General features: G+C 65.9%; 24 protein-coding genes. 23 read left to right on the top strand and 1 reads right to left on the bottom strand.

Going from position 1 to position 24,268, the window contains the following annotated elements; all coding sequences use genetic code 11:
* The first annotated feature begins 64 nt into the window (after positions 1–64).
* From AB5K84_RS31085 to mmsB, 10 genes are all read left to right on the top strand, one after another.
* Positions 65–1,609 carry a sugar ABC transporter ATP-binding protein gene (locus AB5K84_RS31085; RefSeq protein WP_038966054.1) on the top strand — a complete coding sequence of 515 codons (1,545 nt, stop codon included), beginning with the start codon at positions 65–67 and terminating at the stop codon, positions 1,607–1,609.
* Positions 1,606–2,598, top strand: coding sequence for an ABC transporter permease (locus tag AB5K84_RS31080; RefSeq protein ID WP_011085986.1), 993 nt, complete (start codon positions 1,606–1,608; stop codon positions 2,596–2,598). The genes AB5K84_RS31085 and AB5K84_RS31080 overlap by 4 nt, the downstream gene beginning before the upstream one ends.
* Positions 2,595–3,575 (top strand): galactofuranose ABC transporter, permease protein YjfF, encoded by a 981-nt coding sequence (yjfF, locus tag AB5K84_RS31075; protein ID WP_011085987.1) that lies wholly within the window; start codon positions 2,595–2,597, stop codon positions 3,573–3,575. The genes AB5K84_RS31080 and yjfF overlap by 4 nt, the downstream gene beginning before the upstream one ends.
* The gene (locus AB5K84_RS31070; RefSeq protein WP_011085988.1) at positions 3,572–4,342 is read left to right on the top strand and encodes a FadR/GntR family transcriptional regulator; all 771 of its coding nucleotides are present in this window, start codon (positions 3,572–3,574) and stop codon (positions 4,340–4,342) included. The genes yjfF and AB5K84_RS31070 overlap by 4 nt, the downstream gene beginning before the upstream one ends.
* A 2-nt stretch (positions 4,343–4,344) precedes the next feature.
* Positions 4,345–5,271, top strand: coding sequence for a Gfo/Idh/MocA family protein (locus tag AB5K84_RS31065; RefSeq protein WP_011085989.1), 927 nt, complete (start codon positions 4,345–4,347; stop codon positions 5,269–5,271).
* 2 nt (positions 5,272–5,273) lie between these two features.
* Complete coding sequence (locus tag AB5K84_RS31060) at positions 5,274–6,350, top strand: aldose epimerase family protein (RefSeq protein ID WP_011085990.1); 1,077 nt, start codon at positions 5,274–5,276, stop codon at positions 6,348–6,350.
* On the top strand, positions 6,350–7,228 hold the full coding sequence (locus AB5K84_RS31055; RefSeq protein ID WP_038966051.1) for an SMP-30/gluconolactonase/LRE family protein: 879 nt from the start codon (positions 6,350–6,352) through the stop codon (positions 7,226–7,228). Before AB5K84_RS31060 ends, AB5K84_RS31055 begins: the two co-directional genes overlap by 1 nt.
* Positions 7,229–7,300: 72 nt before the next feature.
* On the top strand, positions 7,301–8,374 hold the full coding sequence (gene chvE / locus AB5K84_RS31050; RefSeq protein WP_011085992.1) for a multiple monosaccharide ABC transporter substrate-binding protein: 1,074 nt from the start codon (positions 7,301–7,303) through the stop codon (positions 8,372–8,374).
* Between the two features lie 168 nt (positions 8,375–8,542).
* Positions 8,543–10,120, top strand: coding sequence for a multiple monosaccharide ABC transporter ATP-binding protein (mmsA, locus tag AB5K84_RS31045; protein ID WP_038966050.1), 1,578 nt, complete (start codon positions 8,543–8,545; stop codon positions 10,118–10,120).
* The gene (gene mmsB, locus AB5K84_RS31040; protein WP_011085994.1) at positions 10,117–11,307 is read left to right on the top strand and encodes a multiple monosaccharide ABC transporter permease; all 1,191 of its coding nucleotides are present in this window, start codon (positions 10,117–10,119) and stop codon (positions 11,305–11,307) included. Before mmsA ends, mmsB begins: the two co-directional genes overlap by 4 nt.
* Positions 11,308–11,409: 102 nt before the next feature.
* On the opposite strand, the gene AB5K84_RS31035 is transcribed toward mmsB, so the two are convergent.
* On the bottom strand, positions 11,410–11,565 hold the full coding sequence (locus tag AB5K84_RS31035) for a hypothetical protein (protein WP_091892367.1): 156 nt from the start codon (positions 11,563–11,565) through the stop codon (positions 11,410–11,412).
* Positions 11,566–11,734: 169 nt separating this feature from the next.
* Here AB5K84_RS31035 and AB5K84_RS31030 point away from each other — a divergent pair, with 169 nt between their 5' ends.
* The 13 genes from AB5K84_RS31030 to AB5K84_RS30970 all read left to right on the top strand — a co-directional run bounded on the left by AB5K84_RS31030 (position 11,735) and on the right by AB5K84_RS30970 (position 24,253).
* Positions 11,735–12,310 (top strand): cytochrome c oxidase subunit 3 family protein, encoded by a 576-nt coding sequence (locus AB5K84_RS31030; RefSeq protein WP_011085996.1) that lies wholly within the window; start codon positions 11,735–11,737, stop codon positions 12,308–12,310.
* 2 nt (positions 12,311–12,312) lie between these two features.
* Complete coding sequence (locus AB5K84_RS31025; protein ID WP_051000292.1) at positions 12,313–12,573, top strand: cytochrome C oxidase subunit IV family protein; 261 nt, start codon at positions 12,313–12,315, stop codon at positions 12,571–12,573.
* A 95-nt stretch (positions 12,574–12,668) separates the two neighbouring features.
* Positions 12,669–13,121 (top strand): c-type cytochrome, encoded by a 453-nt coding sequence (locus tag AB5K84_RS31020; protein ID WP_011085998.1) that lies wholly within the window; start codon positions 12,669–12,671, stop codon positions 13,119–13,121.
* A gap of 37 nt (positions 13,122–13,158) precedes the next feature.
* Entirely contained in the window at positions 13,159–14,505 is a 1,347-nt protein-coding gene (locus AB5K84_RS31015) for a cbb3-type cytochrome c oxidase subunit I (protein WP_011085999.1), read from the top strand.
* A 62-nt stretch (positions 14,506–14,567) separates the two neighbouring features.
* The gene (locus tag AB5K84_RS31010) at positions 14,568–15,377 is read left to right on the top strand and encodes a CbbQ/NirQ/NorQ/GpvN family protein (RefSeq protein ID WP_011086000.1); all 810 of its coding nucleotides are present in this window, start codon (positions 14,568–14,570) and stop codon (positions 15,375–15,377) included.
* 10 nt (positions 15,378–15,387) lie between these two features.
* On the top strand, positions 15,388–17,307 hold the full coding sequence (locus AB5K84_RS31005; RefSeq protein WP_011086001.1) for a nitric oxide reductase activation protein NorD: 1,920 nt from the start codon (positions 15,388–15,390) through the stop codon (positions 17,305–17,307).
* 73 nt (positions 17,308–17,380) lie between these two features.
* Positions 17,381–18,043 (top strand): HAD family hydrolase, encoded by a 663-nt coding sequence (locus AB5K84_RS31000; RefSeq protein WP_011086002.1) that lies wholly within the window; start codon positions 17,381–17,383, stop codon positions 18,041–18,043.
* A 6-nt stretch (positions 18,044–18,049) separates the two neighbouring features.
* Positions 18,050–19,000, top strand: coding sequence for a sugar-binding transcriptional regulator (locus AB5K84_RS30995; RefSeq protein ID WP_011086003.1), 951 nt, complete (start codon positions 18,050–18,052; stop codon positions 18,998–19,000).
* A gap of 312 nt (positions 19,001–19,312) precedes the next feature.
* Positions 19,313–20,623 (top strand): ABC transporter substrate-binding protein, encoded by a 1,311-nt coding sequence (locus tag AB5K84_RS30990; RefSeq protein WP_051000291.1) that lies wholly within the window; start codon positions 19,313–19,315, stop codon positions 20,621–20,623.
* Positions 20,624–20,719: 96 nt separating this feature from the next.
* Positions 20,720–21,592 carry a carbohydrate ABC transporter permease gene (locus AB5K84_RS30985; protein ID WP_038966047.1) on the top strand — a complete coding sequence of 291 codons (873 nt, stop codon included), beginning with the start codon at positions 20,720–20,722 and terminating at the stop codon, positions 21,590–21,592.
* A 3-nt stretch (positions 21,593–21,595) separates the two neighbouring features.
* Entirely contained in the window at positions 21,596–22,426 is an 831-nt protein-coding gene (locus AB5K84_RS30980; protein WP_038966046.1) for a carbohydrate ABC transporter permease, read from the top strand.
* A 15-nt stretch (positions 22,427–22,441) separates the two neighbouring features.
* A complete protein-coding gene (locus AB5K84_RS30975) occupies positions 22,442–23,449 on the top strand; it encodes an ABC transporter ATP-binding protein (RefSeq protein ID WP_011086008.1) in 1,008 nt (335 codons plus the stop codon).
* 30 nt (positions 23,450–23,479) lie between these two features.
* The gene (locus AB5K84_RS30970) at positions 23,480–24,253 is read left to right on the top strand and encodes an SDR family NAD(P)-dependent oxidoreductase (protein ID WP_011086009.1); all 774 of its coding nucleotides are present in this window, start codon (positions 23,480–23,482) and stop codon (positions 24,251–24,253) included.
* Positions 24,254–24,268 lie beyond the last annotated feature (15 nt).

Here is a 24,268-nt window from a genome sequence, read left to right as displayed (position 1 = left end):
GCTGCGCGAACGAATAGGCTGGGTGTCCGCAGCATCAGCGGACGCCGGTGGGAGTGACGTCGTTATGGAGAACAGCCCCGATCCTGCTCCGCCCCTTCTGGAGGTGCGCGGGATCAGCAAGAGCTTCGGCGCTGTGCGTGCGTTGCAGGAGGTCGACTTCACGCTTCGCGCCGGCGAGATCCATGCGCTGCTCGGCGAGAACGGCGCCGGCAAGTCCACGCTGATCAAGGTCGTCACCGGCGTATTCCCGCGCGACGCCGGCATCGTCAGGCTCGGCGGCGAGGAGGTCGCGCCGCGCTCGGCCAAGGCCGCGCTTCAGGCCGGCATCGCTACGGTCTACCAGGAGGTCAATCTGCTGCCGAATCTCTCGGTGGCGCAGAACCTGTTTCTCGACCGCCAGCCGATGCGCTTCGGCATCGTGCGCGACGGCGAGATGCGCCGCCGCGCCAAAGCGCTGCTCGCGGAGTTCGGCCTCGACATCGACGTATCAGCGCCGCTCGGCAGCTATTCCGTCGCCGTGCAGCATGTCACCGCGATTGCGCGCGCCGTGGATCTGTCCGCGCGCGTGCTGATCCTGGACGAGCCGACCGCGAGTCTCGACCGTCACGAGGTCGAGATCCTCTTCGGCATCATGCGCCAACTGGCGAAACGCGGCATCGGCATCGTCTTCGTCAGTCATTTCCTCGACCAGGTCTACGAGATCTCCGACCGCATCACCGTCTTGCGCAACGGCCGCCTGGTCGGCGAACGCGAGACCGCCTCGCTGCCGCGGATCGAGCTGATCCGCATGATGCTCGGCCGCGAACTGGCCGAGACCACCGGCGCGCGGGCGGCGACACGCGAGCATCAGGCGCGCGAGATCTGCGCGAGCTTCGAGAATTACGGCAAATCCGGCTATGTCGCGCCGTTCAATCTCGAGCTGCGCCATGGCGAGGTCGTCGGCCTCGCCGGCCTGCTCGGCTCGGGTCGCACCGAGACGGCGCGGCTGGTGTTCGGCGCCGAGCGCGCCGATCGCGGGCAGGCGAAGGTTGAAGGCGCGCCCGTGCGGCTGCACTCGCCGCGCGACGGCGTGCGCCACGGCTTTGGCTATTGCCCGGAGGAACGCAAGACCGACGGCATCGTCGCCGAGCTCAGCGTGCGCGAGAACATCGTGCTGGCGCTCCAGGCCAAACGCGGGCTGCATCGGCCGCTGTCGCGCCGCGAGCAGGACGAGATCGCGCGCCGCTACGTCAGGATGCTGGACATCCGTCCGTCCGATCCGGAGCGCCCGGTGGGCCTGCTCTCCGGCGGCAATCAGCAAAAAGTGCTGCTGGCGCGCTGGCTCGCGACCTCGCCGCGGCTGCTGGTGCTGGACGAGCCGACCCGCGGCATCGACGTCGGCGCGCATGCCGAGATCATCCGCCTTATCCGCGACCTCTGCGACGACGGGCTCTCTCTGCTCGTGATCTCCTCGGAGCTGGACGAGATCGTGACCTATTCGGATCGGGTCGTGGTGCTGCGCGACCGCGCCCATATCGAGGAGCTCGCGGGCGAGGCGATCGACGTCGGCAACATTCTCGCGGCCATCGCGGCCGACGGCGCCGCCACAGCGCATGAGGGGCGGGCATGATAGCGCTGTTGCCGCGCCGCGGCCTTGCCCAGATCCTCGCACTGATCGTCATCCTCGCGGTCGACCGCGTGGTGTCGCCGCAATTCTTCGATTTGCGCCTTCAGGACGGCCGTCTGTTCGGCAGCCTGATCGACGTGCTCAACCGCGGCACGCCGGTGGCGCTGCTCTCGCTCGGCATGGTGCTGGTGATCGCGACGCGCGGCATCGACCTCTCGGTCGGCGCAATCATGGCGATCTCGGGCGCGATTGCGGCGAGCCTCGCCGACAGCCACGGGCTTCCGATCGTGCTGGCGGCCGCGCTTGGCGCCGGCCTCGTCTGCGGATTGTGGAACGGCTTTCTCGTCGCCGTGCTCGGCATGCAGCCGATCGTGGCAACGCTGATCCTGATGGTGGCGGGGCGGGGCATCGCCCAGCTCATCACCGAAGGGCGTATTGTGACGTTTTCCTCGCCCGACCTGGTCTGGCTCGGCAATGGTGCCATCCTCGGCCTGCCGGTTCCGGTCGCGATCGCCTTGGTCATGCTGATCCTCACCGGCGCGGTGGTGCGCGGCTCGGCGCTCGGGCTTCTGATCGAGGCGACCGGCGGTAATGCGCGGGCGAGCGAGCTTGCCGGCGTCGGCACCCGCGCGATGATTCTTTCGGTCTATGTCTGGTGCGGCGTCTGCGCCGCGCTGGCCGGCGTGATTGCGGCCGCCGACATCATGGGCGCGGATGCCAACAATGCCGGCCTCTGGCTCGAGCTCGACGCGATCCTGGCCGTGGTGATCGGCGGCACCTCGCTGTTCGGCGGCCGCTTCAGCCTCGTTCTGGCCGTACTCGGCGCGCTGATCATCCAGACCATGAACACCGGGATCCTGCTGTCCGGCTATCCGCCGGAGTTCAATCTGCTGGTCAAGGCGGTGGTCGTGCTCGCGGTTCTGCTGCTGCAATCGCCGAAATTCTCGGGGCTTGCCGGTATCGCGGCGCGGCTGCGGAGGGCGAAAGCATGAAAGGCCTGCCGCCCGTCCTGATCACGGCCATCGTGCTCGTCGCGGGCTTCGCGCTCTGCGCCATGCAATTCCCCAACATCGCCTCCACCCGCGTGGTCGGCAATCTCCTCACCGACAACGCCTTTCTCGGCATCGTCGCGACCGGCATGACCTTCGTCATCATCTCCGGCGGCATCGATCTGTCGGTCGGCTCGGTGATCGGCTTCACCACCGTCTTCGTCGCGCTCGCGATCGAGCGCTGGGGCGTGCCGCCGCTGGTCGCCTTCGTCGCCATCCTCGCGCTCTCGGCGGCGTTCGGTGCGGCGATGGGCGCGGTCATCCATGTCTTCGATCTGCCGCCTTTCATCGTGACGCTGGCGGGGATGTTCCTGGCCCGCGGCGCGAGCTTCCTGCTCTCGACGGAGTCGGTCCCGATCACCGCGCCGGTCTATTCCACCGTGTCGGACTTCGCCCTGCGGATGCCCGGCGGCGGGCGGCTGACCGCGATTGCGATCATCATGCTCGTGATCGTGATCGGGGGCGCCTTGCTGCTGCATCTCACGAGGTTCGGCGCCAATGTCTATGCGCTCGGCGGCAGCCGGACCACTGCAAGCCTGATGGGCGTTGCGGTCGGCAAGATGACGGTGAAGATCTACATGCTGTCGAGCCTGCTCGCAGGCATCGCCGGCATCGTCTTCTCCTTCTACACCAGCGCCGGCTACTCGCTGTCCGCCGTCGGCGTCGAGCTCGACACCATCGCCGCCGTCGTGATCGGCGGCACGCTGCTCACGGGCGGGCAGGGCTCGGTGATCGGCACCTTCCTCGGCGTGCTGATCCAGGGCCTGATCCAGACCTACATCAATTTCGACGGGACGCTGTCGAGCTGGTGGACCAAGATCGCGACCGGCGTGCTACTGTTCGCCTTCATCGCCTTGCAGCAGGGGCTGGTCGCGCTCGCGCGCCGGCCCGTGGCCAAGAGCGCAGGAGCTGCCACATGACCTCGCGCATCGTCGTCATCCCGACGCGCCGGGCCCACTCCAACCACGCGGAGGTGGCCCGCTCGATCGGCGTCGACATCATCGCCGGCCGTTACGCGGAGGGGACACGCCTGCCTGGCGATGCCGAGATGATCGCGATGTTCGGCGTGTCGCGGCCGGTGCTGCGGGAGAGCGTGAAGACGCTGGTGGCCAAGGGCCTGCTCACCACCAAGGCCCGGGTCGGCACCGTCGTGCGCGAGCGTGCGGCCTGGAACATGTTCGATGCCGACGTGCTGGCCTGGCATCTCGACGCCGGCATCGACAAGCGCTTCCTCAACGACCTCGCCGAGATCCGTCTGGCGGTCGAGCCGCGCGCGGCCGAGCTCGCAGCGAAGCAGCGGTCCGAGGAGGACGTCGCCGAGCTCCGGCGCAGCATGGAGCGCATGCGGCGTGAAGCCTCCGACTCGGTGGGCTTTGCCGATGCCGACCTCGCGCTTCACGTTGCCGTGGCGCGGGCCTCCGGCAATCTGTTCATGCGCTCGATCGGGCATGTCATCGAAGCCGCCTTGCGCGCCTCGTTCCTGCTCAGCGCCCCGGTCGAGCCGGAGGACCGCGACGCCGTGCTGCTCTGGCATCAGAAGATCGTCGACGCGATCGCGGCCGGCGATGCCGAGGCGGCATCGGAGGCCATGGTCTTTGTCATTCACAACGGCATGAGCCGCCACGAGGACACGGTGATCGAGACCGCCCCGGCCGAGGTGCTGCCGTCAGCCGATACTGGAGAATAAGCGTGACCGACCTTCGCATTGCCATCGTCGGATTCGGCAAGATCGCGCGCGACCAGCATGTCGGTGCGATCGCGGCGGTACCGGGCGCGACGCTCGCGGCTGTTGCCAGTCGCAATGCTTCGCTGCCGGAGCTGCCGCATTTTGCCACCATCGAAGAGCTGCTGGAGAAGGGCCCGGCGATCGACGCGGTCTCGCTCTGCACGCCGCCGCAGGTGCGGCGCGCCCAGGCCGCCACGGCGCTCGCCGCCGGCAAGCACGTCATGCTGGAGAAGCCGCCCGGCACCGGCGTTGCCGAGCTCGATCCGCTGGTCGCGATGGCGGCCGATGCCAGGCGCACGCTGTTCGCGACCTGGCATTCGCGCTATGCGCCGGCGGTCGAGCCGGCCCGCGAATGGCTGGCGACACGCCGGATCAAGTCCGTGCACATCAACTGGAAGGAAGACGTCCGCGTCTGGCATCCCGGCCAAGCCTGGATCTGGGAGCCGGGCGGGCTCGGCGTGTTCGATCCCGGCATAAATGCGCTGTCGATCCTGACCCGCATCCTGCCCAAGCCGGTGTTCGTCACCGCGGCCGAGCTTGCCTTTCCGGCCAACTGCCAGGCCCCGATTGCCGCGAACCTGACGCTGACCGATATCGGCGGCCTGCCGGTCACCGCCGAATTCGACTTCCGCCAGACCGGGCCGCAGAGCTGGGATATCCTCGTGGAAACCGATCAGGGCCGGATGAATTTGTCCGGCGGCGGGCGTCGGATGGCTGTCGACGGCAAGGCCATTGCCGAGGCGCCCGATCAGGAATATCGCGAGCTGTACCGGCGCTTTGTCGAACTCGCGGCGACCGGCGCAAGCGATGTCGATCTGGCGCCGTTGCGTCTCGTTGCCGACTCTTTCCTGCTCGGCAGGCGCACGATCGTCGAACCGTTTGTGGACTGAACATGGCTGGCTCAAAAATAACAAAAGACGTCTTCGGAACGCTGCCGGACGGCCGCAATGTCGAGCGCATCGTGCTGCGCGGCGAGGGCGGCTTTGAAGCCCGTATCATCACCCATGGCGCGGTGATCCAGGCGCTGATCGCGCCGGACGCCAAGGGCGGCTACGACGATGTCGTGCTCGGCCACGACGCCTTCGCCGGCTATCTCGCCGAACGAAAATTCCTGGGCGCCACCGTCGGCCGCTACGCCAACCGTATCGCCAGGGGACAGTTCTCGCTCGACGGCGAGACGGTGCAGCTTCCCGTCAACAATGGCCCGAATGCGCTGCATGGCGGCCTCGACGGGTTCGACCGCAAGCTCTGGGCGATCGCCGGGATCGAAGAGGGCGCCGAGCCCGCGGTGACGCTCACCTATACGAGCCCGCACGGCGAGGAGAATTATCCGGGCCGGCTCGATGTGCGCCTGACCTATCGCGTCACCGGCCCCGCCGAGCTGTCGCTGATGATGGAGGCGCGGACGGACCGGCCGACCATCGTCAATTTGACCAACCACAGCTTCTTCAATCTCGAAGGCGCGACATCAGGCACGTCCATTCTCGACCACAGACTGACGGTCGCAGCCGAGCATTTCCTCGCGATCGATCCCACCGCCATTCCGCTGCCGGAGCCGCCGCGCGCGGTGGCCGGCACGCCGTTCGACTTCCGCAACCCGCATGCCGTAGGCGAGCGCATCCGCGAAAACGATCGGCAATTGCAGAGCGGCAGGGGTTACGACCACACCTACTGCCTCGGCCGCGACGGCAAGCTCGCGCTCGCGGCACGGCTGGAAGCCCCGCGTTCAGGACGCATCATGGAGCTGTTCACCAATCAGCCCGGCATCCAGGTCTATTCCGGCAACTATCTCGACGGCACGATCTCGGGCAAGGGCGGCAAGCTGATCCGACAATCGGACGCCATGTGTCTCGAGCCGCACATCTGGCCCGACGCGCCGAACCGGCCGGACTTTCCGAGTCCGCGCCTCGATCCCGGCCAAGTCTACCGGCATCACACCGTCTATCGCTTTGCAGTGAGGGCGCCATGATGGAAGAAGTGCCGACCTCCGTGCTCTCCGCCGAGCAATGTCATCTCGGCGAGGGGCCGACCTATGACGTTACCACCGATACCGCCTGGTGGTTCGACATCCGCGAAGGACGCCTGTTCGAGGCGCATCTCGGCGGCGGCAGCATCCGCGTCCACGCGCTCGGCCGAATGGCGAGCGCGCTCGGACGCATCGATGCCGACCGGCAGTTGATCGTCGCGGAAGACGGCCTCTATATCCGCAGTCTCGCCGACGGCGCGATGACGCTGTTCTGCCCGCTCGACGCCGACAATCCCACGACGCGCTCCAATGATTGCCGCGTGCACCAGTCCGGCACGTTCTGGATCGGCACCATGGGCAAGAAGGCCGAGCCGAGGGCAGGGGCGATCTACGCGCTCCATCGCGGCAAGATCTCGACGCTGTTTCCCGGCATCAGCATTCCCAACTCGATCTGCTTCTCGCCGGATGGCGCGACCGGCTACTTCACCGACACCCCGCGCGCGGTGCTCTACGCCGTCCCGCTCAATCCTGCGACCGGATTGCCGCGCGGCGAGCCGGAGGTGCTGCTCCGCCACACCGGCATCGGCGGCCTCGACGGCTCGGTGTGCGATGCCGACGGGCAGATCTGGAATGCGTGCTGGGGCGCGAGCCGGATCGACGTCTACTCTCCGCAGGGCGAGCGCCTGCGCTCGCTGAGTGTGCCGGCCAAGCAGGCGAGCTGCCCGGCCTTCGTCGGCCCTGACCTGTCGCGTCTCCTCGTCACCTCGGCCTGGCAGGATATGGACGCGGCGGCACGCGCTGCCGATCCGCAAGCCGGCTGCACGTTTTTATTGGAGGCATCCGCGCGCGGTCGCGCGGAGCCCGACGTCAAGCTCGCATAGGAGGCCCGGAGCCGCACACGACGAACGTTCTCGACGACACGAAAAACAGTCTGACACCCAAGGGAGTGAAGCATGCTGAAACTGAAGACGACATTCCTCGCGCTGGCGCTGGCCGGCGCTGCGACGATGGCCGCGGGCGTCACCGCCTCCGCGCAGGACAAGGCGACCGTCGGCATCGCCATGCCGACCAAATCGTCGGCGCGCTGGATCGACGACGGCAACAACATGGTCAAGGTGCTGAAGGAGCGCGGCTACAACACCGACCTGCAATATGCCGAGGACGACATCCCGAACCAGCTCTCGCAGGTCGAGAACATGGTGACCAAGGGCGCGAAGGCGCTGGTGATCGCCGCGATCGACGGCACCACGCTGTCCGACGTGCTCAAGCAGGCGAAAGCAAAAGGCATCACGGTGATTGCCTATGACCGCCTGATCCGCGGCACGCCGAACGTCGACTATTACGCGACCTTCGACAATTTCCAGGTCGGCGTGCTCCAGGCGGAGTCGCTCGTGCAGGGTCTCGGCCTGAAGGACGGCAAGGGTCCGTTCAACATCGAGCTGTTCGGCGGCTCGCCCGACGACAACAACGCCTACTTCTTCTACAACGGCGCCATGAGCGTGCTGAAGCCCTACATCGACAGCGGCAAGCTCGTCGTCGTGTCCGGCCAGATGGGCATGGACAAGGTCGCGACCCTGCGCTGGGACGGCGCCACCGCGCAGGCCCGCATGGACAACCTGCTCAGCGCCTACTACGGCAACAAGAAGGTCAACGCCGTGCTGTCGCCCTATGACGGCCTCTCGATCGGCATCATCTCCTCGCTGAAGGGCGTGGGCTATGGCAGCGCCGACCAGCCGATGCCCGTCATCTCGGGCCAGGACGCCGAGGTGCCCTCGATCAAGGCGATGCTGCGCGGCGATCAGTATTCGACCATCTTCAAGGACACCCGCGATCTCGCCAAGGTGACCGCCGACATGGTCGACGCCGCGCTCGCCGGCAAGCAGGTCACGGTCAACGACACCAACACCTATGAGAACGGCGTCAAGAAGGTTCCGTCCTATCTGCTCAAGCCGGTCGTGGTCTACAAGGACAATTGGGAGAAGGTTCTGGTGGACAGCGGCTACTACAAGAAGTCGCAGTTCCAGTAAGACTCTTTCGTCTCCCTCGCCCCGCTCTTGCGGGGAGAGGGCGGGGTGAGGGGCTCTCTCCACACGGGCAGTTACCCTTGCGGAGACTCCCCCTCACCCGATCGCTACGCGATCGACCTCTCCCCGCAAGCGGGGAGAGGTGAAGTCAGCGACCAAGGGACAACGACGATGACCGCCATGCTGGAGATGCGCAACGTCAGCAAGAGCTTTGCCGGCGTCCAGGCGCTGCGCGACGTCAACTTCTCGGTTCACGCCGGGCAGATCCACGCGCTTGTCGGCGAGAACGGCGCAGGCAAGTCCACGCTGATGAAGGTGCTCAGCGGCGTCTATCCGCACGGCAGCTACGAGGGCACCATCATCTTCGAGGGCGAGGAGCGCCGCTTCCGCGACATCAACGATTCCGAGGCGCTCGGCATCATCATCATCCACCAGGAGCTGGCGTTGATCCCGTTGATGTCGATCGCCGAAAACATCTTCCTGTCGCATCCGCCGTCGAAATTCGGCGTGATCGACCGCGACGAGGTGTACCGGCGCACGCGCGAGCTGCTGGCGCAGGTCGGCCTGAGGGAATCGCCGGATACGCTGATCACCGACCTCGGCGTCGGCAAGCAGCAGCTGGTCGAGATCGCCAAGGCGCTGTCCAAGCGGGTGCGGATGCTGATCCTGGACGAGCCGACCGCGAGCCTCAACGAAGCCGATAGTGCCGCATTGCTCGAACGCCTGATGGCGTTCCGCGAGCAGGGCATCGGCTCGATCCTGATCTCGCACAAGCTCAACGAGGTGGCCAAGGTCGCCGACCACATCACCGTGCTGCGCGACGGCCGCACCGTCGACAGCATCGACTGCCGTGCCGAGCCGATCCAGGAAGACCGCATCATCCGCAGCATGGTCAACCGCGATCTCGCCCATCGCTTCCCCGAGCGCAGCGTGAAGATCGGCGAGCCCGTGCTCGCCATCGAGAACTGGTCGGTCTATCACCCCATTCATCCCGAGCGGCAGGTCATCAAGAACGTCAATTTCGGCGTCAAGCGCGGCGAGGTCGTCGGCATCGCCGGGCTGATGGGCGCCGGCCGCACCGAATTCGCCATGAGCCTGTTCGGCCGCTCCTGGGGCACCAATATCAGCGGCTCGATCCGGCTCGAAGGCAGGGAGATCGTGCTGCCGAGCGTCGCCGCCGCGATCGACGCCGGCCTTGCCTATGTCACCGAGGACCGCAAGCAGCTCGGGCTGATCCTCGCCGACGACGTCCGCAAGAACATCACGCTCGCCAGCCTCGACCAGGTCGCGCCGGGGAGGGTGATCGACGACATCGCCGAGCTGAAGGTTGCCAGCGACTACAGGAACCGCATGCGCATCCGCTGCTCGGACGTCTACCAGGAGACCGGCCAGCTCTCCGGCGGCAACCAGCAGAAGGTGGTGCTGTCGAAATGGCTGATGACCGACCCCAAGGTGCTGATCCTGGACGAGCCGACAAGGGGCATCGACGTCGGTGCCAAATACGAGATTTACTGTATCATCAACGAGCTTGCGGAGGCCGGCCGCGGCGTCGTGGTCATCTCCTCGGAGATGCCCGAGCTGCTCGGCATCTGCGACCGCATCTGCGTGATGAACGACGGCGCTTTCGTCGGCGAGTTCTCCGGCACGGAAGCGACGCAGGAGAAGATCATGCGCGCCATCATGCGCAACCAGAGAAGCAACGGAAACGGCGTGCCTGAGGCCGCGGAGATGGGAGGATTGCAGCCATGACCGACAAGACGGTTTCGCTGCCCGAGGAGCGCCGGCACGGCAGCTTCATCAAGAATAATTTGCGCAATTACGGCATGCTGATGTCGCTGATCGCGATCATGCTGTTCTTCCAGGTCATGACCGGCGGCACGCTGCTCCAGCCGCTCAATTTGACCAACCTGGTGCTCCAGAACAGCTACATCGTCATCATGGCGCTCGGCATGCTGCTGGTGATCGTCACCGGCCATATCGACCTCTCGGTCGGTTCGGTCGCGGGCTTCGTCGGCGCGGTGGCCGCCGTGCTGATGGTGACCTACAAGGTCGACTACACGCTGGCCTTCATCGCCTGCCTGCTGCTGGGCGCCGCGATCGGCGCGGCGCAGGGCTATTGGGTGGCCTATTTCAAGATCCCGTCCTTCATCGTGACGCTGGCCGGCATGCTCGTGTTCAAGGGTCTTGCGCTTGCGGTGTTGCAGGGCCAGTCGCTCGGGCCGTTCCCGGCGACCTTCCAGAAACTGTCCTCGGGCTTCATTCCGGAGATCCTGCCCGAGGCCGGCACGCTGCATCCGACCTCCATGCTGATCGGCGCCGTGCTCGCGCTCGGCCTCGTTTATGTCAGCGCCAAGGGCCGGTCGCGCGAGCAGTCGCACGGCATCGAGGTCGAGCCTTATGCCTTCTTCCTCGGCAAGAGCATTTTGCTGGCCTGCGCCGTGCTCTACTTCACCTATCTGATCGCCTCGCATCGCGGCCTGCCCAACGTGCTGGTGATCATGGGCGCGCTGATCGCGCTCTACGGCTTCGTCACCCGTCGCACCGTGATCGGGCGGCAGATCTACGCGGTCGGTGGCAATGCCAAGGCGGCAAGCCTGTCGGGCATCAAGACCGAGCGGCTGACCTTCCTCACCTTCGTCAACATGGGCGTGCTGGCCGCGCTCGCCGGCCTCGTCTTCGCCGCGCGTCTCAACACCGCGACGCCGAAGGCGGGCCTGGGCTTCGAGCTCGACGTCATCGCCGCCTGCTTCATCGGCGGCGCCTCGGCCTATGGCGGCGTGGGCCGCGTCGGCGGCGCCGTGGTCGGCGCCATGATCATGGGCGTGATGAACAACGGCATGTCCATCCTCGGCATCGGCATCGACTATCAGCAGGTCATCAAGGGCCTGGTGCTGCTGGGAGCGGTGTGCATCGACGTGTATAATCAGCGGCGGTGAGTGGACTGTTGTAGGGTCGGCAAAGGCGCGTAAGCGCCGTGCCTACCACCTTTCTACGATCGCGCGAGAAGTGGTGGGCACGCGTCCACCCTACGGCAGCCGCTACTGCGTCGTGAATAGCACCGCCGCGATGGCGACGGAGAGGCTGACCGCCGAGACGGTCGCCACGGTTGACAGTACCCCCATGCGCCTGAGTGCGATGGCGAACGCGATGATGATGGGGGTCGCGGTCATCAGCCCGATTTGTGCGTCGCTCATATCGTTGCTCGCCGCTCCCTGAAATCCTGAGGTGGTTCCTACCGTGATCCGGGCGGGCGGACGTTGCGTCGGCGCAAACAAGCCGGCGCATTCCACCAGTTTGTCCGCCGACAAACTCGGATCGGGGCAGGCGGGCTAAGTCTGTCCGGTGTCCTGATCCGGAAGGCAGATGTCGGCAACCGATTGCGAACAACAGGGAACCGGCTGGGGCATCCTCGAGGATCTCCCCGGCGATCCCATGATCTGGGTGCTGATCTTCAGCGAGCTGGCCGCGTTCGGCCTGTTCCTCGGTGCCTTCATCGTCGCCCGCGCCATTCATCCCGCGATGTTCGCGGCCGGACAGGCCACGCTCGATGCGCATCTCGCCGGGCTCAACACAATCGTCCTGGTGACCAGCGGCTGGGCCGCCGCCCGCGGCACGGCCGCCGCACGGGCTCGCCGCAAGCAGGCCGCGCGCGGCTGGCTGTTCGGTGCCATGGCCCTCGGCGGCGTCTTCATCGCGATCAAGCTGCTCGAATATGCCGGCGAGATCGCGCAGGGAAACGGGCTGGAGACCAGCCCGTTCTTCACGCTGTACTTCCTTCTCACCGGCTTTCATCTTCTGCATGTCGGCCTCGGCATCGTGATCCTGGCCGTGGTTTCCCGGAGGGCGGAGGTGATCGGCGTCGAGACGGGGGCCGCCTTCTGGCACATGGTCGACCTGCTCTGGATCGTCATGTTTCCGATCCTGTATCTGGTGCGCTGATGATGCCGGATCGTCTCGACCTCACATGGATCGTGCTGGTCGGCCTCGCGCTCGCGACCGTCCTGGTGCCATCCCTTGTGACGCGTCCGCTGCTCGGCAACGCCCTGCTGCTGACCTTCGCCGCACTCAAGGGCCGCCGGATCGTGCTCGATTTCCTCGATCTCCGCGCCGCGCCGGCGCTCTGGCGCGGCCTCGTGAGCGCCTGGGTCGTCATCGTCGTGCTGTTTGCCTGGTCCGTGTCGGCCGTCGTCGCCCTGATCTGACGCGCTCATTGCGCCCTGACAAAGAACCGGCCGCGCGAAGCGGCAATAAATCGCAGCATCGGACCTCGACAGGAATCAACCGGAAAGGATTGGCAATGGCTGAACGCCTGACCAAGTCGGCCGCTCGAAACGTCTTCTACGGCGGCTCGGCTTTTTTCTTCGCCATCTTCATAGGGCTGACGGCGCACAGCCATTACTACATGGCCACGACCTCGACCGACGCGTCGACGCTGACGTCGTCGGTCGCCCGCGGCAAGCATGTCTGGGAGAAGAACTCCTGCATCAACTGCCACACCTTGCTCGGTGAGGGCGCCTATTTCGCGCCCGAGGTCGGCAACGTCTGGGATCGCTGGGGCGGCAAGGAAGATCCGGCAAGCGCGCGCGAAACGCTGAAGGCCTGGATGCAGTCGCAGCCGTCGGGCGCCGAGGGCCGGCGGCAGATGCCGCAGTTCAACCTGACCGACCAGGAGCTCAACGATCTTGCCGACTTCCTGCAATGGGTGAGCACGATCAAGCGCCAGGACTGGCCGCCGAATAAGGCCGGTTGAGCGCCGCTAATCCTCTTTCAAGACAGAGAGAACCGAGATGAAATATCAGACCCAGAAAGTCGCGATGCTGTATTTCTACGGCGCGCTGACGCTGTTCCTGGCCCAGGTCCTGTTCGGCCTGCTCGCCGGAACCATCTACGTCCTGCCCAACACCCTGTCGACCCTCCTGCCGTTCAACATCGTCAGGATGATCCACACCAACGCGCTGATCGTATGGTCGCTGATCGGCTTCATGGGTGCGACCTACTTCCTGCTCCCGGAAGAGACCGAGACCGAGCTGTACAGCCCGCTGCTCGCCAAGATCCAGTTCTGGATGTTCTTCGGCGCGGCCGGCGTCGCCGTGGTCGGCTATCTCTTCCACTACCACGAGGGCCGCGAATTCCTCGAGCAACCCTTCATCATCAAGGTCGGCATCGTCGTGGTCTGCCTGATGTTCCTGTTCAACGTGACCATGACGGCGCTCAAGGGCCGCAAGACCACGGTGACCAACATCCTGCTGTTCGGCCTGTGGGGCGTTGCGATCTTCTTCCTGTTCGCGTTCTACAATCCGGCGAACCTCGCCGTCGACAAGATGTACTGGTGGTACGTCGTCCACCTCTGGGTCGAGGGCGTCTGGGAGCTGATCATGGCCTCCGTGCTCGCCTACCTGATGATCAAGCTCAACGGCATCGACCGCGAGGTGGTCGAGAAGTGGCTCTACGTCATCATCGGCCTTGCCCTGTTCTCGGGCATCCTCGGCACCGGCCATCACTTCTACTGGATCGGCGCGCCCGGCTACTGGCAGTGGATCGGCTCGCTGTTCTCGACGCTCGAGGTCGCGCCGTTCTTCACCATGGTGATCTTCACCGTGCAGATGACCTGGAAGGCCGGCCGCAAGCATCCGAACCGCGCCGCGCTGCTGTGGTCGGTCGGCTGCTCGGTGATGGCGTTCCTCGGCGCCGGCGTCTGGGGCTTCCTGCACACGCTGTCCTCGGTGAACTACTACACCCACGGCACCCAGGTCACCGCCGCGCACGGCCATCTCGCCTTCTTCGGCGCCTATGTGATGCTGAACCTGTCGGTGATGGCCTATGCGATCCCGCAGCTGAAGGGACGCGCGCCCTACAACCAGTGGCTCAGCATGACGAGCTTCTGGATCATGTGCACGGCCATGATGACCATGACCTTTGCGCTGACCTTCGCCGGCGTGGTCCAGGTCCATCTCCAGCGCGTGCTCGGCCAGAGCTACATGGACGTGCAGGACCAGCTCGCTATGTTCTACTGGGTCCGGCTCGGTTCCGGCGTGTTCGTCGCGATCTCCGCGCTGATGTTCGTCTGGGCGGTGCTGGTGCCGGGCCGCGAGAAGCAGGCGACCGTGTCCGCCGCGCTGCAGCCGGCTGAGTAAACGCAAATGGCGGCCGCGGTTCGCCGCGGCCGCCTGCTTCCTGGAAAGTCCGGAGAGACATCATGAAACCTGCCCTTCACACGGTGACCTCGGCGCCCGCGTTGCCGGCCTATGTCGCAACCGGCAATGAATGCGCGCTGTTCGAGCACGCCTGGCGTCATCAGCTTCCGGTCCTGCTCAAGGGGCCGACCGGTTGCGGCAAGACGCGCTTCGTCGCGCATATGGCGGCACGGCTCGGACTGCCGCTCCACACCGTGGCCTGCCACGACGATCTCACCGCCGCCGATCTCACCGGCCGCTATCTGCTGAAGGGCGGCGACACCGTATGGACCGACGGTCCGCTGACGCGCGCGGTGCGCGAGGGCGGCATCTGCTATCTCGACGAGGTGGTGGAAGCGCGCAAGGACGTCACCGTGGTGCTGCATCCGCTCACCGACGATCGCCGTATCCTGCCGCTGGAGCGCACCGGCGAGGAGCTGGCGGCACCGAAGAGCTTCATGCTCGTCGTGTCCTACAATCCAGGTTACCAGACGCTGCTCAAGGCGCTGAAGCCCTCGACGCGGCAGCGCTTCGTCGCCATCGAGTTCGGCTTCTTAGCCCCCGAGCAGGAGATCGCGGTGGTGTCCGCCGAGAGCGGGCTGCCGCCGGATCGCGTGCGGCCGCTGGTTGCGCTGGCCGGGCGGCTGCGCGCACTTAGGGGGCACGATCTGGAGGAGGGCGTCTCGACGCGCCTCGTCGTCTATTGCGCGACCCTGATCGCCGCGGGCACGCCGATCGCCGACGCCGTGCTGGCCGGCATGATCGAGCCCTTGACCGACGATTCCGACGTCAAGGCCGCGCTGCTCGACGTCGCGCGCGCCGTGATCGGGTGAGGACGGGCCCATGCTCGACTTCCTCGAACTGGAGGAAACGGTCGGCCGTGCCTGGCACCGGATGGTTGGTGGCACCGCGAGCTATCCGGTTCACGCCGATCACGCGGTGTCGCTTTCGGAGGTGAGAGGCCGGATCGCGGTGATGTTCCGCGCGCTGGGCGGCGAGGCCGGCGTGCAGATCGCAAGCGCCGGCGCCCGCAAGTCCGGGCACCGGCTCGGCTGGCGGCAACGCATCGGCCTCGGCGACGAGCGCCTCAAGCAGCCGGGCCGCGACGCCGCAACCATCTTCCTGCCCGATCGCATGGCGATCTTTCCCGACCGCGAGCTCAACGCATGCCTCTATCGCTGGCTCGCGGCATGGTTCGCGGTCGCGCCGATCGAGACGATTGTGGAGGCCGATCCGCTTAGGCGCGATCTGCTGGTGTTGCGCCGCGCCGCCGAAACGGCGGTCTTTGTGCTCACGCAGTTTCCCGGGCTCGTCGCCGATTACGCGCAGCTTGCCGCGGCAACCGCCGCGGCCCGGCCGCGGCGTCCGTTGCCGCGCATCGAGCAGGAGATCGAGCAGATCGTTCTCGCTCTGCTCGGAGCGGGACCTGCGCCCGTGGGCAAATTATGGCCGGCGATGATGGGAACGGAGCCGCTGCCGGACAAGGCGCCGCCGGGCTATCATTCGATCCTGCCGTGCCCGCTCTGGGGCGATTGCTGGACGCGCGAGCTGTCGCCCGCGCATGCCGGCGAGGACGAGTGCGCTGATGGCGCGGAGCCCGCAGCCCAGGACAATCGCAAGCGTTTCGCCGTCCGCGAGCGCGAGGACGGCGCCAATCGCCGCGATCCCTTCGTGCTCAACCGCTTCGAGAAGATTTTGGCGATGGCCGAGATGGTCAATGTCGATCGCCCGGCCGACGACAGCGATGACGAAGACGCACAGAAGGCGGCCGACGATCTCGAGGAGATCACGCTCAGCCGCCGCAGCGGCAAGCCGGCGAGCCGCTTCAAATTCGATCTCGACCTGCCGCCGGAAGCCCTCGACGCCTCGCGCCTGAACGCGGATTTGACCTATCCCGAATGGGATTATCGCAGCAGCTCCTATCTGTCCGATCATTGCCGCGTGCTCGCCGGCGCGGCCTCCGAGCGAGGTGAGAGCTGGACGCCGGACGAGACCATGCGCCGGCACATCCGCCAGGTGCGCCGCCGCTTCGAGATCCTGCGGCCGCGCCACGAATTGATGCGTGCGCAGGCCGACGGACACGATCTCGATCTTGATGCGCTCGTGCGCGCGCGGTGCGATCTTCGCGCCGGCGGCAATGGCGCGGGTCTTGATCGCGTCCACATGGCGATGCGGCCGCAAGGGCACGATCTCGCCGTCACGCTGCTCGCGGACGTCTCACTCTCGACGGATGCCTGGGTTGACGGCTACCGCGTGCTCGACGTCGAGAAGGAGGCGTTGCTCGTGCTCGCACACGGGCTGTCGGCCTGCGGCGACCACCACAGCATCCTGACCTTCACCTCGCGCCGGCGGTCCTGGGTGCGGCTCGAAACGATCAAGGCGTTCGGCGAGCCGATGAGCGGACTGGTCGAGCGCCGGATCGGCGCGCTCAAGCCCGGTTATTATACGCGGATCGGCGCCGCAGTGCGCCACGCCTCGGCCGAGCTGGCGCGCCAGCCGCAGCGCAAGAAGCTGCTGCTCGTCCTCACCGACGGCAAGCCGAACGACGTCGATCACTATGAGGGGCGCTTTGCGGTCGAGGACACCAGGAAGTCCGTGCAGGAAGCGCGCCGGCTCGGCATCGCCGTCTTCGGCGTGACGGTCGACGCGACCGCGCAATCCTATTTTCCAACGCTGTTCGGGCGCGGCGGCTATGCGATCGTCGGCAACATCAAGCGATTGCCTGCGGCGCTGCCGGCGATCTACCGGCAGGTGGCGCATTGAGGCGGGAACGCCGCGGCACCGCGTTCTTGCCTGAGCTATTGCTCATGCGGTGAGTATATGATCGAATGTCCGAATGGACCAAGGCCGGCCAAAACCCGATCTCATCATCTTCGATTGTGACGGCGTGCTCGTCGATAGCGAGCTCTTGAGCTGCCGGTGCTTGTCCGAGGTGCTGGCCGAATTCGGCCTCGCGCTCAGCGAGGAGCAGGCGCTCGAGCTGTTTCTCGGGCGCAGCACCAGGGCGATCGAGCAGCACTACCGTGATCTCGGGCAGGTCGTGCCGGATGGCTTCCTGCCGCGATTGAAGTCGCGTGTGCTGGAGACGTTCTCTGCTTCGCTCGAGCCGATCCCCGGGGTAGGGGCGGTGATCTCCGGGCTCGCCGCGCCGTTCTGCGTGGCCTCGTCCAGCGACATCGACCGAGTCTCGCTCTCGCTCGATGTCACCGGCCTTCGGGCGCATTTCGGCGCGCGGCTCTACACAGCGCAGATGGTCAGGCACGGCAAGCCGGCGCCGGATCTCTTTCTTCACGCGGCGGCGCAGATGGGCGCGGAGCCCGCGCGCACGCTGGTGATCGAGGACAGCGTCAGCGGTGTGCAGGCCGGCAGGGCGGCCGGCATGACCGTATGGGGATTTGTCGGCGGCAGCCATTATCGCGCCCGCGACGGCCGCGCTATATTGTCCGCCGCCGGGACCGATCGGGTCTTCGCGCGCATGAGCGATTTCTGGGAGATGTGAGCCCGCATGGCCGCCGAGAACGACAAGTCGAGACTCGACGACGCCGCGCGGGCCGGCTGGCTCTATTTCATTGCCGGCCACACCCAGGACGAGATCGCAAAAATGCTCCAGGTCTCGCGCGCCTCGGCGCAGCGGCTGGTCTCGCTCTGCCTTGCCGAGCGGCTGATCACCTTCCGGCTCGAACATCCCATCGCCGCCTGCATGGAATTGGCGGCGCGTCTGAAGGAGCGGTTCGATCTCGTCCATTGCGAGGTGGTGCCAGAAGATCCCGCCGCGCCGCAGGCGACCGCCGGCATTGCCGAGCGCTGCGCCAACCTGCTCGATTCCACGCTGCGCTCCGAAACGCCCGTCATCGTCGCGCTCGGCACCGGGCGGGCGGTGCGCGCCGCGGTCGAGCGCGTCACGCCGATCGACCGGCCCAATCACCAGATCGTTTCGCTGGTCGGCAACATCTCCGCCGACGGTTCGGCGAGCTTCTACGACACCGTCGGGCGGCTCGCCGACCGCACCGGGGCGCGGCACTACCCGATGCCGCTGCCGTTCCTCATGTCGTCGGAGGACGAGCGCAACAGGATGGTGCGCATCGAGCCGATCGCCAAGGTGAAGGCGGTCGCGGCCAAGGCGGATCTGCGCCTCGTCGGCATCGGCCAGATGGACCAGAAGGCGCAGGTCCATATCGACGGCTTCGTCACCCGCGACGAACTGTTCGAGATGATGCGGCAGGGGGCGATCGGCGAGATTACCGGCTGGGCCTATGACGCCAAGGGCCGCCTGCTCAAGGCCGGCACCAACAAGCGCCTCACCAGCATCCCGCCGGAAGTTCCGGCGAAGACCACGACCATTGGCGCCGCGGTCGGCGCCGCCAAGGTCCCGGCGATCGCGGCAGCCTTGAGCGGAGGGCTGATCAACGGCCTGATCACCGACGAGGCGACGGCAAGGGCGATCCTGGAGCGCTGAGGAGCCAGCACGTCAGCATCCTTGCGAGGCGGACGGTCTTTCCCCGCACAACACTGTCATCATCCGCGCAGGCGGATGATCCAGTACGCCGCGGCCTCACTTGGGGCAAACCAACAGACAGCACGGCGTACTGGATGCCCCGCCTGCGCGGGGCATGACAGGGGAGGGTGCGCAACAGCCCGCCCTCCCGCATCGCAGCACTCATAAGTTGCCGAAACACCCGCGCGCCTGCTTGACAAGCGGTATCCCTCATCCGAACATACGCCCAACGCGTGGGCATATGCTCAAAACGCGAGTTTGAGGGAGGTCACCGTGAAACACGTCCTCGGCGCCGTCTGTGGCGCGTCCGTCCTGCTGGCCATCCCCGCGATGGCCGAAACCACCCTGACGATCGCCACCGTCAACAACGGCGACATGATCCGCATGCAGGGGCTGACCGGTGAATTCACCAAGAAGAACCCCGATATCAACGTGAAATGGGTGACGCTGGAGGAGAACGTGCTGCGCCAGCGCGTCACCACCGACATCGCCACCAAGGGCGGCCAGTTCGACGTGCTGACCATCGGCACCTATGAGGTGCCGATCTGGGCCAAGAAGGGCTGGCTGGTGCCGCTCGCCAATCTCGGCGCCGATTACGACGTCGCCGACCTGCTGCCCAGGATCAAGGACGCGGTCTCTGCCGACGGCAAGCTTTATGCCGCGCCGTTCTACGGCGAGAGCTCGATGGTGATGTACCGCACCGACCTGTTCGACAAGGCCGGCCTGAAGATGCCGGAGAAGCCGACCTGGGATTTCGTCATCGACGCCGCCAAGAAGCTGACCGACAAGAACGCGGGCGTCTACGGCATCTGCCTGCGCGGCAAAGCCGGCTGGGGCGAGAACATGGCGTTCCTCTCCGCGATGGCCAATTCCTACGGTGCGCGCTGGTTCGACGAGAAGTGGGTGCCGCAGTTCAATACGCCGGAATGGAAGACGACGCTCACGACCTATGTGAACCTGATGAAGGACGCCGGCCCTCCCGGCGCGAGCTCCAACGGCTTCAACGAGAACCTGGCACTGTTCAACGCCGGCAAATGCGCGATGTGGATCGATGCGACGGTGGCGGCGTCCTTCGTCACCAATCCCAAGGATTCCAAGGTCGCCGACAAGGTCGGCTTTGCGCTTGCGCCCAACACCGGGCTCGGCAAGAACGCCAACTGGCTGTGGGCCTGGAATCTCGCGATCCCTGCCGGCTCGAAGAAGGCGGAGGCGGCCGAAAAGTTCATCGCCTGGGCAACGAGCAAGGACTACACGAAACTCGTGGCCTCGAAGGAGGGCTGGGCCAACGTGCCGCCGGGCACGCGCACCTCGCTCTACCAGAACCCTGAATACCTGAAGGTCGCGCCCTTCGCCAAATTGACGCTGGCCTCGATCGACGCCGCCGATCCGAACAAGCCGACGGTGAAGCCGGTGCCCTATGTCGGCGTGCAATACGCAGCGATCCCCGAATTCCAGGGCATCGGCACCCAGGTGGGGCAGCAGTTCTCGGCGGCGCTTTCGGGCTCCATGACGGTCGATGCCGCGCTCACCGCCGCGCAATCCGTGACCGAGCGCGAGATGAAGCGCGCCGGCTACATCAAGTGAACCCGAGCTCTCCCTCCTGAGCTCAAACTGGCGGCCATCCTCCAGCCCAGCCCCGGATGGATGGCCGCCTTCTTTCGGCAAGCGGAGAAGTCAGGGATGGCAACCCGGCAGACGCAGTTTCTGGCGCGCGCGCTCCTGACCCCGGCCGTCGGGCTGCTCTTCATCTGGATGATCGTCCCGCTCGCGCTGACGATCTATTTCTCGACGCTGCACTACAGCCTGCTCGATCCCGGCTCGGAAGAATTCGTCGGGCTGGAAAACTTCCGCTACTTCCTCACCGATCCCGCTTTCCTCGCGTCGCTCCAGAACACGCTGGTGCTGGTCGGCTCGGTATTGGCCATGACCATTCTGCTCGGCATTCCCTTGGCGTTGCTGATGGACCAGCCCGTGATCGGCCGCAACATCGTGCGCCTGATGGTGATCGCGCCGTTCTTCGTGATGCCGACGGTGAGCGCGCTGGTCTGGAAGAACCTGTTGATGCACCCGGTGTCCGGGCTGTTCGCCTGGCTCGCCAAGCTGTTCGGATTGACGCCGATCGACTGGTTCAACGACGTGCCGCTGTTCGCGGTGATCCTGATCGTCGCCTGGCAATGGCTGCCGTTCGCGACGCTCATCCTGCTGACCGCGCTGCAATCGCTCGACGAGGAGCAGAAGGAGGCCGCCGAAATGGATGGCGCGAGCGCCGTCTCGGCCTTCATCTACATCACGCTGCCGCATCTGGCGCGTCCCATCACCGTGGTGATCCTGATCGAGACCATTTTCCTGCTCACCGTGTTCGCCGAGATCTTCGTCACCACCGGCGGCGGGCCGGGCCTGCAGACCACCAACATCGCCTTCCTGATCTATTCGCAGGCGCTGATCCAGTTCGACGTCGGCAGCGCCTCCGCCGGTGGCCTCGTCGCGGTGGTGATCGCCAACGTCGTCGCCTTCTTCCTCGTCCGCATCGTCGGCCGCAATTTGGAGGCCTGAATCATGGCGCGGATGGCAACGACGCAGCGGGTGGTGATCTCGACGATCGGGGCGTGGTTCTTCGGCTTCCTGATCTTCTTCCCGATCCTCTGGATGGTGCTGGCAAGCTTCAAGACCGAGCTCGAGGCCTTCGCCATTCCGCCGTCCTTCCTGTTCTTCCACTGGACCACCGAAAATTACGCGACCGTGCAGGAGCGGAGCGACTATCTGCACCACGCCATGAACTCGGTCATCATCGCGGGCGGCTCGACGCTCATTGCGCTCTTGATCGCCATCCCGGCGGCCTGGTCGATGGCGTTCGCGCCGACCAAGCGCACCAAGGACATCCTGCTCTGGATGCTCTCGACCAAGATGATGCCGCCGGTCGGCGTGCTGGTGCCGATCTACCTGATCTACAAGACCTTCGGCCTGCTCGATTCCCGCATCGGCCTCGTCTTCATCCTGTGCCTCGGCAATCTGCCGATCGTGATCTGGATGCTGTTCACCTATTTCAAGGAGATCCCGCGCGACATCCTCGAAGCCGCGCGCATGGATGGCGCCACCATCGGCCGCGAGCTGGTCTACGTGCTGACGCCGATGGCGATCCCGGGTCTGGCATCGACCCTGCTGCTCAATCTGATTCTGGCCTGGAACGAGGCGTTCTGGACGCTGAACCTGTCGACCTCGAACGCCGCGCCGCTCACCACGTTCATCGCCTCCTATTCGAGCCCGGAAGGGCTGTTCTGGGCAAAGCTGTCGGCGGCCTCGACGCTGGCGATCGCGCCCATTCTCGTCCTCGGTTGGTTCAGCCAGAAGCAGCTCGTGCGCGGGCTGACCTTCGGCGCGGTGAAGTAGAGGGGCTGCCGGATCATGGGTCAGATCACACTTCAGGACGTGCAGAAATCCTTCGGCCCCGTGCACATCATCAAGGGCGCAGATCTCGACATTGCCGACGGCTCCTTCGTGGTGTTCGTCGGTCCCTCCGGCTGCGGCAAGACCACGCTGTTGCGGCTGATCGCCGGCCTCGAGGACGTCTCCGGCGGCAAGATCCTGATCGACGGCAAGAACGTCGTCGACACGCCGCCCGCCAAGCGCGGGTTATCCATGGTGTTCCAGTCCTACGCGCTCTATCCGCACATGAGCGTGCGCGGCAATATCGGCTTCGGCCTGAAGATGGCGGGGCTGCCCAAGGACGAGATCAACCGCAAGGTCGAGGCCGCCGCCGCGACGCTGAACCTCACGCCCTATCTCGACCGCAAGCCGCGCGAGCTTTCCGGCGGCCAGCGCCAGCGCGTCGCGATCGGCCGCGCCATCGTGCGCGAGCCCAAGGCGTTCCTGTTCGACGAGCCGCTGTCGAACCTGGATGCCGCGCTCCGCGTACAGATGCGCATCGAGGTGACGCGGCTCCAGAAGCAGCTCGGCACCACCGCGATCTACGTCACCCATGACCAGGTCGAGGCCATGACCATGGCCGACAAGATCGTCGTGCTCAACGGCGGCAAGATCGAGCAATATGGCTCGCCGCTGGAGCTTTACGAGAAGCCTGCCAATCTCTTCGTCGCCGGCTTCATCGGCTCGCCCAAGATGAACTTCGTCACCGGCGAACTCGCCAGGCAGCAAGGCGCGGCCACGATCGGCGTGCGTCCGGAGCACCTCAGGATCGAGCGCGATGGCGCCGGCGGCTGGCAGGGGACGATCGCGGTTGCCGAGCATCTCGGCAGCGACACCTTTCTCTACGTCGATGCCGGTCCGCTCGGCATGCTGACCGCGCGCTACATCGGCGAATTGAGCCTGCATGCCGGCGATCACGTGTCGCTGGTGCCGGACCCCGCGCGGATCCACCGCTTCGATGCGAGCGGCAACGCGCTTCGCGGCTGACAAGAAACGGCAAAGAACGGAAAGACCAACATGTACCTGGAAAAATTCAAGCTGGACGGCAAGACCGCGTTCATCACCGGCGGCGGGCAGGGCATTGGGCTGGCCTGCGCCGAGGCGCTCGCCGAAGCCGGCGCCAGGGTCGTCATCGGCGACCGCGACAGCAAGGTCGCGGACAGCGCCAAGGCCAGCCTGAAAGCCAAGGGGTTCGACGCCGAGACCGCGATCATGGACGTGACCGATACCAGGCGCGTCGCCGAGGTCGCCAATGACCTCGTCGCCCGCCACGGCAAGGTCGACATCCTCGTCAACAATGCCGGCATCGCCCGCAGCGAGACGCCGGCGGAGACCGTGACCGACGAGCATTGGCTCAACGTCATCGACGTCAACCTCAACGGCACCTTCTGGTGCTGCCGCGAGTTCGGCAAGCACATGCTGAAGGCGCAAAGCGGCGCCATCGTCAATGTGGGCTCGATGTCCGGCTTCATCGTCAACAAGCCGCAGGAGCAGTGCTTCTACAATGCGTCGAAGGCCGGTGTGCACCATCTGACCAAGTCGCTCGCGGCGGAATGGGGCGCGCGCGGCATCCGCGTCAACGCGGTGGCGCCGACCTATATCGAGACGCCGCTCAACGCCTTCGTGAAGAGCAATCCCAAAATGTACGACGCCTGGATCGGCGGAACCCCGATGGCGCGGATGGGGCAGGTCGAGGAGATCGCCTCCGTCGTGCTGTTCCTCTCCTCGGAAGCCGCGAGCCTGATGACCGGCAGCATCGTGCTGGTGGATGGCGGCTACACTTGCTGGTAGGCTTACCGTCAAAAC

The organism is Bradyrhizobium sp. 1200_D9_N1_1, from assembly GCF_052075915.1.
GTDB lineage: Bacteria > Pseudomonadota > Alphaproteobacteria > Rhizobiales > Xanthobacteraceae > Bradyrhizobium > Bradyrhizobium diazoefficiens.
The sequence above is the reverse complement of the archived record's forward strand: the minus strand, read 5'-3'. Positions and strand labels throughout refer to the sequence as shown.

Excerpts from the sequence above, each read along its gene's own strand:
- AB5K84_RS31010 (WP_011086000.1), top strand. The coding sequence starts at position 14,568 with ATGAAACCTGCCCTTCACACGGTGACCTCGGCGCCCGCGTTGCCGGCC.
- AB5K84_RS30985 (WP_038966047.1), top strand. The coding sequence starts at position 20,720 with ATGGCAACCCGGCAGACGCAGTTTCTGGCGCGCGCGCTCCTGACCCCG.
- AB5K84_RS30995 (WP_011086003.1), top strand. The coding sequence starts at position 18,050 with ATGGCCGCCGAGAACGACAAGTCGAGACTCGACGACGCCGCGCGGGCC.
- AB5K84_RS31035 (WP_091892367.1), bottom strand. The coding sequence starts at position 11,565 with ATGAGCGACGCACAAATCGGGCTGATGACCGCGACCCCCATCATCATC.
- chvE (WP_011085992.1), top strand. The coding sequence starts at position 7,301 with ATGCTGAAACTGAAGACGACATTCCTCGCGCTGGCGCTGGCCGGCGCT.
- AB5K84_RS31060 (WP_011085990.1), top strand. The coding sequence starts at position 5,274 with ATGGCTGGCTCAAAAATAACAAAAGACGTCTTCGGAACGCTGCCGGAC.
- AB5K84_RS31055 (WP_038966051.1), top strand. The coding sequence starts at position 6,350 with ATGGAAGAAGTGCCGACCTCCGTGCTCTCCGCCGAGCAATGTCATCTC.
- AB5K84_RS31005 (WP_011086001.1), top strand. The coding sequence starts at position 15,388 with ATGCTCGACTTCCTCGAACTGGAGGAAACGGTCGGCCGTGCCTGGCAC.
- AB5K84_RS31030 (WP_011085996.1), top strand. The coding sequence starts at position 11,735 with ATGTCGGCAACCGATTGCGAACAACAGGGAACCGGCTGGGGCATCCTC.
- AB5K84_RS30980 (WP_038966046.1), top strand. The coding sequence starts at position 21,596 with ATGGCGCGGATGGCAACGACGCAGCGGGTGGTGATCTCGACGATCGGG.
- AB5K84_RS31080 (WP_011085986.1), top strand. The coding sequence starts at position 1,606 with ATGATAGCGCTGTTGCCGCGCCGCGGCCTTGCCCAGATCCTCGCACTG.
- AB5K84_RS31070 (WP_011085988.1), top strand. The coding sequence starts at position 3,572 with ATGACCTCGCGCATCGTCGTCATCCCGACGCGCCGGGCCCACTCCAAC.
- yjfF (WP_011085987.1), top strand. The coding sequence starts at position 2,595 with ATGAAAGGCCTGCCGCCCGTCCTGATCACGGCCATCGTGCTCGTCGCG.
- AB5K84_RS31000 (WP_011086002.1), top strand. The coding sequence starts at position 17,381 with ATGGACCAAGGCCGGCCAAAACCCGATCTCATCATCTTCGATTGTGAC.
- AB5K84_RS31085 (WP_038966054.1), top strand. The coding sequence starts at position 65 with ATGGAGAACAGCCCCGATCCTGCTCCGCCCCTTCTGGAGGTGCGCGGG.
- AB5K84_RS30975 (WP_011086008.1), top strand. The coding sequence starts at position 22,442 with ATGGGTCAGATCACACTTCAGGACGTGCAGAAATCCTTCGGCCCCGTG.
- AB5K84_RS30970 (WP_011086009.1), top strand. The coding sequence starts at position 23,480 with ATGTACCTGGAAAAATTCAAGCTGGACGGCAAGACCGCGTTCATCACC.
- AB5K84_RS31015 (WP_011085999.1), top strand. The coding sequence starts at position 13,159 with ATGAAATATCAGACCCAGAAAGTCGCGATGCTGTATTTCTACGGCGCG.
- AB5K84_RS31025 (WP_051000292.1), top strand. The coding sequence starts at position 12,313 with ATGCCGGATCGTCTCGACCTCACATGGATCGTGCTGGTCGGCCTCGCG.
- mmsB (WP_011085994.1), top strand. The coding sequence starts at position 10,117 with ATGACCGACAAGACGGTTTCGCTGCCCGAGGAGCGCCGGCACGGCAGC.
- AB5K84_RS31020 (WP_011085998.1), top strand. The coding sequence starts at position 12,669 with ATGGCTGAACGCCTGACCAAGTCGGCCGCTCGAAACGTCTTCTACGGC.
- mmsA (WP_038966050.1), top strand. The coding sequence starts at position 8,543 with ATGACCGCCATGCTGGAGATGCGCAACGTCAGCAAGAGCTTTGCCGGC.